This window comes from Arthrobacter sp. B0316-1-20 (assembly GCF_059091865.1).
This window is the reverse complement of the sequence record NZ_JBNHHC010000079.1, coordinates 1-11,111: the sequence shown is the minus strand read 5'-3', so window position 1 is coordinate 11,111 and position 11,111 is coordinate 1. Positions and strand designations below refer to the sequence as shown.

Sequence of the window (11,111 nt, the reverse complement as noted above, 5' to 3'; positions counted from 1 at the left end):
GTCCTACATCTGCTGGAACCGGGCCCTGCACACGATCGAACCGGCCAAAGCCGGGGTGTTCCTGAACCTCATCACCGTCTTCACCGCGATCGCCACCGTGTTCCTGGGCCACCCGCTCACCGCCGCCCAGATCATCGGCGGACTCACCGTTCTGACAGGCGTGGCCCTGGCCAACGAACAGGCCTTCACCCGCCCCCGTGTCCCGCATCCTGCCGACACCTCACCAGCGGCCCGCTCCTCCTGAGCGCAGGACCCGCCGGCAGCCGGGCAGGCCTGGCGTCCCTGACACGCGGCGGGGCATCCGGCTGCCGGTCCCGTTTCAGGTACGCACGCGCCCTATTCTGCGGATCTGCCGGACCGGCAGACCCGAGGCCGCAGCCAGAACGGGGACGGGAACAGCCTGCGCCAGCCCGTCAAGGATCTCTTCGCGAAGCGTCACGTCGGCGTGATCGAGCCTGAACTGCGCCGATTCCCTGTCTGCGGCAGCAACACGGACCCTGTCAATGCTCTTATCCCTGCTGGTGGCTTCCACGTCCGTCCCTTTCCCTGAACCGGCCGACGGTGCCCCCGAAGCCGCTGCAGCCCGGGGCGTCGATTCCTGGCCCCGAGGCATGAGGCTGAAGCCCCAGAGTACGGCCCGGGCCCCGGCCCTGGGAATACCCCCACCCGTTACCGAACGCACCGGGCCGGCGGGCACCCGGCCGGCGGCCGGTCCGCCCGCAGCCCCGGAACGGAACAGCGAAGGCCGCCCGCCTGCAGAGCCGAGGATTACACGGCCTGCGGCCGCCTGCATCCGTTCCACCGGCAGCCGCCGCCGCTGCGACACACAGCCCCCAAGTGTTGCGCGGGTCACATCCGTGTTCTAGGCTGGCTTGCGGCCGCGGCATCGCGGCCGGTGATGGGGGGGAAGAGTTTCGTGAACGAGAAGATCCGTGTTCTGGTCCGTCTGGACATTGATTGTGCTTCGGCCCGTATCGAGGTCGGCGGCCATGTGACCGGACGAAGTGTTCAGGCGCTGTGCGCGGTGGCCCGGCGGACCAATTCCCTGCTCCCCGGTCTGGCTCTGGCGGTTGATATGAGCGCCGCTGCGGTTGAACCGGAGGCCATGGCCCTGCTGGAATCCTGCTCGGCCGCCCACCGGCTGCCGCTTCACATCGACCCCGTTCAGAACGAATGCCGGCTCAGCATCCTCACGGCCGACCGGCCGGCAACCGGCCGGGCGCATCCGGCGATGGCAGCCTGACGACAGCCTTGAATATTTCCGCCCGCCTGTGGACCTGCCCGGTCACCCGGACCAGGCTTCAGAACCGGAACCGCCCCGATCCCTGCAGCATCCCAGGAGAGTGACCGTGACCGATGATCTGACCATTACACGCACCTTCAATGCGCCCCGCGAGCTGGTCTATGCGGCGTGGACCAGCCCTGAGCTCTTCTCCGTCTGGTTCGGCACCGAAGCGGTCGATGTTCCGCTCGAGGAACTGTCGATGGATGTGCGGGTCGGCGGGACCTGGAAGGCCCTCATGCGCCTGCCCGAGGGCAGCACGATCCGGTGGGCCGGTGAATACACCCAGGTTGATCCGCCCGGGCGCCTGGCCTTGACCATGAACGATGATCCGGGCGCCCCCTTGGACTCTGATCCTGTGACCGTGGTGCTCAGGGAGGCCGGGGGAGGGACCGAGATGGTCCTGACCCAGCCCCGCGGCGGCTTCACCGACGAGCAGATTGAGCAGACGGCGGCCGGTTACAACGGCTTCTTCGACACGATGGAGAAGGTCCTGGCCGGACAGGCGCCAGCAGACCTGCCCTAGGCGCCCCCGGGAGGCGTCCGGCTGAGCGCTTCGGCGCTCAGCGGCCCTGTTCATTCCCCCGGAACCTCCCGGTCATCCCAGCGCCATGACCATGGCGGCTGGCATCATCACGGGCCGGGTTGTCATCTGCGCGGATATCGGCACCAGGCCATTGGCTGCTGTGTGAGGACGGCGTGTGTGAGCAGGCATTCCTTATATATGGGGATACGCAGAGGGGTGCCGGGGAGCCGCTGGCCTGTCCGGGGTCGGGTTCTGATCGGCCAGGCGTGTCCTGTAGGGGTGTGCGGCGTAGACGCCGAGGATCCGCACGTCGGTGGTGAAGAAATCCAGTTCGCTGAAGGCCCGCATGAGCGGGGCGTCTTCGGGGTGTCCTTCGACATCGACCATGAATTTCGTGGCGGCGAAGTCCCCGCCGACCATGTAGCTCTCCAGCCGGGTCATGTTGATGCCGTTGGTGGCAAATCCGCCCAGGGCCTTGTAGAGGGCGGAGGGGATGTTGCGGACCTGGAAGACGAAGCTGGTGATGACCCGTTCCGGCAGGTGGGTCCGGGGCGGGTAGGACTGGCTGTCGGCCAGGATGACGAACCGGGTGGTGTTTGTGGGATCGTCCTCGGCATCTGCGGCCAGTACCTCCAGTCCGTACATGTCCGCGGCCAGTGGCGGGGCGAGGGAGGCCTTGGCTGGGTTGTTCCACTCGGCGACTTCGCGCGCGGAGCCGGCGGTGTCACCGGCGATGACCGGGGTCAGGCCGTGGCGGCGGATGAGTCGGCGGCACTGGCCCAGGGCGTGGATGTGGCTGTGGACTTCCCTCACCTGGTCCAGGGTTGTTCCGGGGATGCCGAGCAGGTTGAAGCGGATGCGCAGAAAGTGTTCGCCCACGATCTTCAGCCGGGTTTCGGGCAGCAGTGCGTGGATGTCCGCGACCCGTCCGGCGATCGAGTTGTCGATGGGGATCATGGCATGCCGGGCACGCCCGTCGGTAACTTCTGCAAAAGCGTCTTCGAAGCTGGCGCACGGAACAGCAGTCCAGTCGGGGAAGACTTCCCTGCAGGCGATGTGTGAATTGGATCCCGGTTCACCCTGGTATGCGATTGCTGGACTCACAATACGGAAGTATCCCATTGCCGGGCTCCGTTTCTGCCGTCCTGACGGTTTGTGGTGGTGACCGGCGCGGTGCTGCCACCGGTTCGGTCGTGCCGGGCCGACACATGAAAACCGTGCTTGAGAGGAAGGAACCGGGCCGTTACAGCACCAGTCGGGCACCCGGGGGCCGCGGGCCTGTTGCGCTGGGCCGTTGCAGAGAGCCTTGGCAGCCGGAGAACACCTCTCATATGCGCTGCTAGCGGTGCTGGAAGGAATCAGTGCAGGGGGTCTTCGATTCCGTCGTGGGCCGGTGCCGGTTCAGGCGGCGGTCCAGCCGGTTCCGGAGATCCCGGACCATAACGCCGAAGTGCCTCAGGCTAAGTACCAAAGCAGTACCATGTCTTGTCTCAAGACATCATGGACACACGATCTCATGACATCGTGGACACGATGTCTCACTGCTTCGGGGACAGGTGTCGCGGCCGTGGTGGGTGAGAGTCGACGGCATGACGAATTCACTTCCGCCCCGCACGCGGGCCACGATCATCAACTACGACCCCTCGCAACCCCACTCGTTATCGGTGACCGAGTTCTGTCGAACATTGAAGATCTCGCGGAGCGTGTTCTACAAGATCCGTGGCCGGGCGGCGGGCGAGTCGACAGCAGCGCTGCACCCTCGGTCCCGGGCACCAAGGCACCCGGCCAGAAGGTACGGTCCCGAGGTCGTCAACGAACTCGTGAGAATCCGCAAGCAGCTCAAGACGGACGGCTGGGACTACGGCCCACGTTCGATCTACTACGAGGCCGCACTCCAAGACATCTTCCCGGGCGGGCGTATCCCGTCGGTGGCCACGATCGCCCGACTGCTGTCCAGCGTCGGCCAGGTTGACCCCTCGCCGAAGAAGCGTCCGAGGTCCTCGTACATCCCGTTCGTGCGCGCCACGGCGATGTCGTTGTGGCAACTGGACGCGTTCGAGTATCGGCTCGCCGGAGGGCAGGCAGTGACGGTCTATCAGGTGCTCGACGATGCGACCCGGTATGACGTCGGGACGTGGGCACACGTCCGTCACGAGAACAGCGCCGACGCCAAGGAGGTCCTCGAACGGGCGATCAACGCCCATGGCGCACCACGAGAGCTCTTGTCGGACAACTCGCTGGCGTTCAACCAACTCCGCGCCGGCACGATCGGATCGGTCGAGATCTTCCTCGCCTCTCGCGGCACCATGCCCATCAGCGGGCTTCCGGGAAGGCCGACCACGCAAGGCAAGAACGAACGGTCCCACCAGACCCTGATCCGGTTCCTCGACGCCAACCGGCCGGTCACGCTCGAGCAACTGCGGGAACGGATCACGAGATTCCGCGAACACTACAACCACCGCCGACCGCATCAGGCGCTCAATCAAGCCACCCCTGGCACGGCGTGGGAGCTGCTCGAGCACACGCCCGCGACGGAGCCGGTCCCGCTTCAGGTGCTCGAAGCGAAGGCCTCCGAGTATCGGCAGGCACGCCGCCTGCGCCAAGGTGATCTCGGACGATCCGCCGTGACGATCTCAAAAACCGGGCAATTGCTCCCCGACCAGCCCGAGAATGTGGTGGAGCAGGCTGCAGACCAGTCCATCGTGGAAGTCACCCCGGCGAACCGGCAGGTCTACTATCAGGGATATCAGGTGTCGCTGCCGACGACCTTCGCCGGGCGCGAATTCCACCGCACGATCTCCGACGACGAATTCCTCTTATCGGACATTGCCAGCGGTGAGGTCGTGTTCTCCTTCCCGCTGCCGATGATCGCACTGCAGGTACGAGACCGGTATGTGGCCTCCTACGCCATCCAGGGCGTGGAGATGACGAATCCGACCAAGCACTGGGAACGCAAACACTCGGAGTTCCGGGCGCAGTTCGCCCAGCGCCGAGAAGAGGTCCCGGCAGTCTTCAACGCCGGATAGACCGCTGATCAGGGCGGCAGGGGCGCGCTGGTAGTCGTGCACGAAGCCCTGAGATTCAGCGTCCCCGAAGTGACGAGATCCAGTGTCCACGATGTGACGAGATCACACACCAACAACCCGGACTACCAGTACCAACTCACGCTATCTGCCATCCCAAATGCGCGTTCACACCCGGATAGGCCTTCGAGAGTTCCATTAGCGAAATGCCCTAATTGCCCTAACGATGGCGATCGCGTCGGAACGGATCGGCCGAACAGTGATAACGGTGCCCGTCACAACTGCCAACTGAATTATTAGAGTCAGCGATACTCCAGCAACTATTCCACGGGGGAAGAAGTCAAATTGCTGAACAAACAACGTCAGTGCCGTCATAAGAGACAGTAGGAGCAATGCCCGAAGTGCAGAAGCCGTAAGAGGCCAAACGGAAAGACCCGTGCGCGGAATGGCGATGACAGTGAGCAGCAGCCAATTCAGAAGCAGACCGAGGGAAACTGCTAATGCGACATGTGCCGGTGAGATCATTGCACCGCCCCACATCATCAGCAGCATTACAACTCGGGATACTATGGTGACTCTAAGCTGAATCCCGTTATTAGCGCTGGAGACAAATATCCAATAATAGGCATAGCCGAGAGCCTGAAATACACCACCGCTGGCCAGAATCATAAGTATCGGCGTAGTTGCCTCCCAGCCGGAACCCAACACACCTTCAGTGATGTATGGGGCGTGGGGAATTAGGCCCGCAAATAAACCACCGATGACATAAACCACTATTAGTTGAGCCCTGTAGGCGTACTTGGCGTAATCGTCCGTACCATGTAGTCGCGAAAGTATCGGAAGGGCAACGCGTGACATTGGCTGACCAAGTTGCTGCAGAGGTACCCTGAATAGCTGGACCGCTCGAGAGTAGGCACCTAGTTCTGTGCTGCCCCAATATCGCCCCACCAACACAGCGTCAAAATTATTTGTTGCGTAATTTAGCACTTGTATACCCAAGGTGTTACCGCCGAAAGCAAGGAATGCCTTCATGCCAGCTGCTCTTCTAGGCATTGACGGCATCCATTTTGCCGTGGCTGCAAAAAGTACGAGCAACCCAAGAGCGAGAGATATCTGGTGAGCAACCAGGGCCCAGTAGCCGAAGTCGCTCATGGCCGTTACTACTGCCACCAGCAGGGCAAGAAAATTCGCCAAGACTTCAACAACGCCTAGCGTCTTGAACCGGAGATCGTGCGTCAGTTGGGCACGAAACTGCGCCATTATCGGATGTAGGAGGAACACGATGGACATCCACTTGGCGATGGGATCCAGTTCGGGGATGTCATAGAAAGCGGCAATCAATGGAGCAGACAGAAAAAGTGAAAGACTTAAGAGCAAGCCTAGCCCCGTGCTTATCCAGAATAGATTTGATTTCTGCTGGTGAGAAATATTCTGAGCCTGAATCGTGACCATTGAGAGGCCGAAGTCGGCCAGCACCAGGGCAATTCCCGCAATAGCAGTCACCATGCTGACTAGGCCATAATCATACGGTGTTAATATTCGGGCGACAATCGCTAGATTCGTTATTGTGATAACAAATGAAAAGGCTTGGGCTATGAATGAAAATGCAGCACCCCGCGAAGCCGTTCGAGCTAAGCTCATGTGAGTCGTTCCGTTCTACATGTGATACGGCTAAGTCTTCGTGTAGCGCTTAGTTGAGTAAGTCGGCTAGATTATTCCAGATCCCGAATCTTTCGTGCCGGAACCCCACCGTAGAGGGCGTTCGGTAGGCAGTCAGCGGTGACAACCGCACCATTTGCGATTACACAGCCTTGACCGATTGAGACTCCTGCCTGAATTATCACCCCTGCACCGATCCAAGCACCGCTAGCAATTCTCACTGGGGCGAATGTTGTTGGATCCGAAGCCCTCTTACGCCCGTTACCGATTTCATGGGTGCCAGTCATAATTAGGCTGTTGGGCCCGATGGAAACATTGCGTTCGAGGGTGATTCCGCCGGTGCAGTAAAAGGACACGTTGCAATTTACGAACACCCCCGCTTCAACAGTTAGTTGCCTAAGGTCTCCCATGTAGGTTCCGCCATGTCCGATGCGAGCTTCGGACACTGACGCGCCGAGAATCCGAAGCAACGTCCTTCGTAAGGACATAGATAGTAAAGGCGAGGGAATAAGCATATTCACGAGACGATCTGGCAAAGTCACAGTAGGACTCTATCAGTACTGTTCTGATCGGATTGCGAATCCGCGAGAGTTAGAGTTCACTTCATCCCGCAAAAAGTCCAGAGAGCTATGTGCTGATTCCTGAAAAGTTTCTAGCCGACAGCGGCCTGACCAGATCAAGCTGCTCTCGAATGCCTCGTCGGTTCTCGATGGCTTTGGGGATCAGGTCAGCGATATTGTCGCCAAAACCGGGATTTGGCTCAATGCAAAAGGCAGAACCTGCAAACATTTGGGCAAGGCCCTCTACCTTTCCCTGACTCGACAGGACTATTGCTGGCACCTCTTGTGACAGCGCCATAATCGAGAGGTGCATTCTGCCGGTAATCACGATGGTAGAGATCTTGCATAGTCCGCGGATCTCGGAAGGGGAGAGCAGGCGATCGAGCATCCGAACCTGCTCTGAGTCTATCTGTGCGAGAAGAGCGCGCGATAATTCGATGTCATCCGATGATGGGCGGCTAACATGTGGCACCAGGAGAACATTCATTCCTTGCTGAACAAGCTGATCAATAATGACCCGATATTCATCAATTTGTCTGACACTGTTCTCAATGTGCGCACTAATATTTACCAGGGCTAAATCGCGGGGGAAGTCGGCTGAGAATGGAAGGTCACGCGGAGTGGTAACCGTTCTGCCACAAAAGACAATGTCTGCGGTCTGAATAGTATTGGATAGGTTGTCCTGCTGACTTCTGGAATGTGACACCGGATCGCGCAGCATTAGCTCGACTCCGGTGGCCGAGGCCTGTTGAAGAGCTTTTCGTGCGTAGGGATTGGCCTTTCCGTTCCAGCTGAAGCCGAGCACTCTGGAGGGAACGTCAGCCGACTTGGCAAGCCGAGCAAGTGCAGCTCGGCGGACCGAGGGGGTCACATTGTAAGCGCCGTCCATGATGTCGGCGCCGATGATGGACAAAGACGATGCACCTCTCAGAAGCCAGTTGAAACGCCTTACGTCTCTGATATGGCTTACATCCGTCCGTCCGTATATCAAGTTTGGCAGATCGATTATTGTAATTCGCCCATGTGCCACATGAGGTACGCTGATCTCATCGCCTTTGGTTGCGACTATCACGATGGTCCCGGGAACATTTTCAATAAATGATTCAAGCATGGCCTGATCGCCTATATTTCCTGCGCCCGGAGCGGGGATGAGCAAGGAATACGGCGGTCTTGGGGATTCACATCGTTCGGAACCCATGAAGGGGTAAACTTTTGGAAGTACTGTCAGCTTTATAAAGTCCGAGGTCGCTCGAGCTAATTTTATCATGCGTTCCCTATGTTGCTCATAGTTAGGTATAGAAGGCGAGTTGTGTTCGTCAGATCGTTTCAAGAGTTCCTCTTCTGACCTGAGACGATTTCATAGATAGTTCATCACAGACAGGAAAGATTGCAGACAGCAAAGCCGATTGATGCCATGAGGATGGGTTCGACATTCGTATATCAGTGGAAAGTCGCTGTTTCTTCAATGGAACGGCGAGGTGATCTCGCGACCCGAGCATTTGAAGATGGATATCCAATAGCAATCAGGCAGATTATGTCTTCGCTGTCATCGATTGATGACTCTAACCGGAGTCGATGACTCTGGCTGTTGCTCATGGACCAGTTGAGCATACAGGTTGCAAGGCCATGACCATGCAGGGCCCACACCAGCGTCATCGCGAAGAGGCCTCCGTCGATCCACCGCTGATTTCGTTCGCCTGCACCGGCGAACAGGCCCCTTTCGACCGTAACTATGGCAAGATTCTGGATTTGATTTCTGAAGCCAGCGTTACCGTTCTGGTGGGCAAGTATCCGCTTTACTCTCGATTGGTCGTTGTAAAAATGAACTCGACCTGCTTGCCGGTTGCATACTGAGGGCGTGTGCGTGGCCAGGCGGATGGCGTTCTCAACAGTTTCAATGCTTACAGGACGGTCATTATCAAAATCTCGTACGCTGCGTCTGCTTTCAATAAATTCCTTGACTTCATCAGGGGAGAGAGCGTGGTGGTCTGGCCGCACCGGACTGACGATGCTGTCGATTTCTCCATTGGAATTCCAATTTCTTAACGCTTCTGCCGCTGACAAAGCGTGTTCCAAATAGTGCGGGCGAGATTCAGACTGTGTTGCGGCCGGTATGAGTCGATCGAATCGAGTTTCGACGCCCGCACCGAAGGGGCGACGGGGCTCGCGCAAGGAAAGCCCTTTTTCTACCCTGTGGTAGTCCTTTGTGAGTTGAGCTTCCAGGTTCTTTGCGGACACCCTAGCATTGGCGCCTGCGTCAGTTGGGGCGCTGTGGTTGTTGTAATTCCGGAAATCGAGGCAGTACTCTCGAAGAGTTTCATAAGTCTGAATTGATCGCCGAATATAAGATTTCCATTCGTGCGGTATTGCGTTTTTGATATTTTCTATCACGTCTGTCCTTTGCTAACTGGCTTAAATCCATGCGCCTCATGACGACACACAAATAATGATATCGAATCGCGGTATGCTCATCGTTGCGTGAAGTTGGTGACGGTCAACGCTTTGGCTCTGTCGGGGTGGCGGCAGATTGTAACTTAGCGGATGCGAGGTTTTCCGATCGTCTCATGGATGAGCTCTTGCACTATGTCTCCTAACCTCGATCAATGCCTGTTTCGTAAGCGGGTGTTCGGCGTTCATGCGTTGTGCCCTGTGGTGTCCTGGCGGACGAGGGCCAGGACGCGGTCGCGGATGGTTTCCATGGTGGCTTTGTCCCTGGCTTCGGCGTTCAGGCGCAGGAAGGGTTCGGTGTTGGAGGGGCGGAGGTTGAACCACCAGCGGCCGTCCTGCGCGGTGAAGGTGGTGCCGTCGAGCTCGTCGACGGTGACGGGCTGTCCGGCGAAGTCGGCGGCGACGCGGGCGACGGCGGCGGGCGCGTCCTGGATGCGGGAGTTGATTTCGCCGGAGGAGAAGTAGGGTTCGTATTCGCGGCCCAGCTCCGAGAGCGGGGTGCCGGTTTCGCCGAGGGCGGCGAGCACGTGCATGGCCGCGAGCATGCCGGTGTCTGCGTTGAAGAAGTCGCGGAAGTAGTAGTGGGCGGAGTGTTCGCCGCCGAAGACGGCGCCCTCTTCGGCCATGCGGGCCTTGATGAAGGAGTGGCCCACGCGGGTGCGCACCGGCTTCCCGCCCTCGGCCGCGACCAGTTCGGGCACGGCCAGGGAGGTGATCAGGTTGTGGATGATCACCGGCTCCGCCTCGCCGGCGGCCTTGGCGCGGGCGATTTCGCGGCGGGCGACCAGGGCGGTGATGGCCGAGGGGCTGACCGGGTCCCCGTTTTCGTCGATCACGAAGCAGCGGTCCGCGTCGCCGTCGAAGGCCAGGCCGATATCCGCCCCGTGCGCGACGACGGCGGCCTGCAGATCCCGGAGGTTTTCCGGTTCCAGCGGGTTGGCCGGGTGGTTGGGGAAGGAGCCGTCCAGCTCGAAGTACAGCGGCACGATCTCAAAGGGCAGGGGCGGCAGCAGCCGGTCGCCCAGGACCGCGGGGGTGGTCAGCCCGGCCATGCCGTTGCCGGCGTCGACGACGACCTTCAGCGGGCGGGAGCCGGTCAGGTCGACCAGGCTGCGCAGGTAGGCGGCGTAGTCCTTGAGCACGTCCTGCACGCCGATCCGGCCGGGGGCGGCCACGGCCGGGATGCTGCCGGCGGCGAGGTAGTGCTCGGCGGCGGCCTGGATTTCCTTCAGCCCGGTTTCGGAGGAGACCGGCACGGCGCCGGCCTTGGCCATCTTGATCCCGTTGTACTGGGCCGGGTTGTGGCTGGCGGTGAAGGTGACGCCGGCGGCGTTCAGGGCGCCGCAGGCGTAGTAGAGCTCGTCGGTGGAGATCAGGCCCAGCAGCCTGATGTCCGCACCCCGGGCGGTGGCGCCGGCGGCGAAGGCCCGGCAGAATTCGGGGGAGGAGGGGCGCATGTCCCCGCCGACCAGCACGGTCTGTCCGGCCAGGCCCAGCACATCGACGAAGGCGGCGCCGACCGCTTCGACGATTTCGGTGGTGATGGTTTCGCCGACGATACCCCGGACGTCGTAGGCCTTGAACGATGCGGAAAGATCAAGTGTTGTGGTCAC

The 11,111-nt window shown here is 60.1% G+C and carries 11 protein-coding genes; 4 read left to right on the top strand and 7 right to left on the bottom strand.

Going from position 1 to position 11,111, the window contains the following annotated elements; all coding sequences use genetic code 11:
- Window positions 1-244, top strand: a 244-nt coding sequence (locus AC5RW2_RS38265) for an EamA family transporter (RefSeq protein ID WP_494075156.1), incomplete at its 5' end; no start/stop codon positions are given.
- 75 nt (window positions 245-319) lie between these two features.
- On the opposite strand, the gene AC5RW2_RS38260 is transcribed toward AC5RW2_RS38265, so the two are convergent.
- Entirely contained in the window at window positions 320-532 is a 213-nt protein-coding gene (locus tag AC5RW2_RS38260; RefSeq protein WP_494037070.1) for a hypothetical protein, read from the bottom strand.
- 384 nt (window positions 533-916) lie between these two features.
- On the opposite strand from AC5RW2_RS38260, the gene AC5RW2_RS38255 reads away from it, so the two are divergent.
- Together AC5RW2_RS38255 and AC5RW2_RS38250 are read left to right on the top strand one after the other, a co-directional pair.
- Window positions 917-1,243 (top strand): hypothetical protein, encoded by a 327-nt coding sequence (locus AC5RW2_RS38255; protein WP_494032022.1) that lies wholly within the window; start codon window positions 917-919, stop codon window positions 1,241-1,243.
- 106 nt (window positions 1,244-1,349) lie between these two features.
- Entirely contained in the window at window positions 1,350-1,808 is a 459-nt protein-coding gene (locus AC5RW2_RS38250; RefSeq protein ID WP_494032021.1) for an SRPBCC family protein, read from the top strand.
- A gap of 192 nt (window positions 1,809-2,000) precedes the next feature.
- Here AC5RW2_RS38250 and AC5RW2_RS38245 read toward each other — a convergent pair whose 3' ends face one another.
- The gene (locus AC5RW2_RS38245) at window positions 2,001-2,912 is read right to left on the bottom strand and encodes a prephenate dehydratase (protein ID WP_494002555.1); all 912 of its coding nucleotides are present in this window, start codon (window positions 2,910-2,912) and stop codon (window positions 2,001-2,003) included.
- A 485-nt stretch (window positions 2,913-3,397) separates the two neighbouring features.
- On the opposite strand from AC5RW2_RS38245, the gene AC5RW2_RS38240 reads away from it, so the two are divergent.
- Window positions 3,398-4,834, top strand: a complete 1,437-nt coding sequence (locus AC5RW2_RS38240) for an integrase core domain-containing protein (RefSeq protein ID WP_494075155.1) — start codon at window positions 3,398-3,400, stop codon at window positions 4,832-4,834.
- Window positions 4,835-5,029: 195 nt separating this feature from the next.
- Here AC5RW2_RS38240 and AC5RW2_RS38235 read toward each other — a convergent pair whose 3' ends face one another.
- The 5 genes from AC5RW2_RS38235 to AC5RW2_RS38215 form a co-directional block, all read right to left on the bottom strand.
- Window positions 5,030-6,472, bottom strand: coding sequence for a lipopolysaccharide biosynthesis protein (locus tag AC5RW2_RS38235; RefSeq protein WP_493986614.1), 1,443 nt, complete (start codon window positions 6,470-6,472; stop codon window positions 5,030-5,032).
- Window positions 6,473-6,543: 71 nt separating this feature from the next.
- Complete coding sequence (locus AC5RW2_RS38230; RefSeq protein ID WP_493986616.1) at window positions 6,544-6,777, bottom strand: acyltransferase; 234 nt, start codon at window positions 6,775-6,777, stop codon at window positions 6,544-6,546.
- A gap of 340 nt (window positions 6,778-7,117) precedes the next feature.
- The gene (locus tag AC5RW2_RS38225; RefSeq protein WP_493986615.1) at window positions 7,118-8,248 is read right to left on the bottom strand and encodes a polysaccharide pyruvyl transferase family protein; all 1,131 of its coding nucleotides are present in this window, start codon (window positions 8,246-8,248) and stop codon (window positions 7,118-7,120) included.
- Window positions 8,249-8,490: 242 nt separating this feature from the next.
- Window positions 8,491-9,441, bottom strand: coding sequence for a nitroreductase family protein (locus AC5RW2_RS38220; RefSeq protein WP_493986613.1), 951 nt, complete (start codon window positions 9,439-9,441; stop codon window positions 8,491-8,493).
- A gap of 242 nt (window positions 9,442-9,683) precedes the next feature.
- Window positions 9,684-11,111 (bottom strand): phosphomannomutase/phosphoglucomutase, encoded by a 1,428-nt coding sequence (locus AC5RW2_RS38215; RefSeq protein WP_494002592.1) that lies wholly within the window; start codon window positions 11,109-11,111, stop codon window positions 9,684-9,686.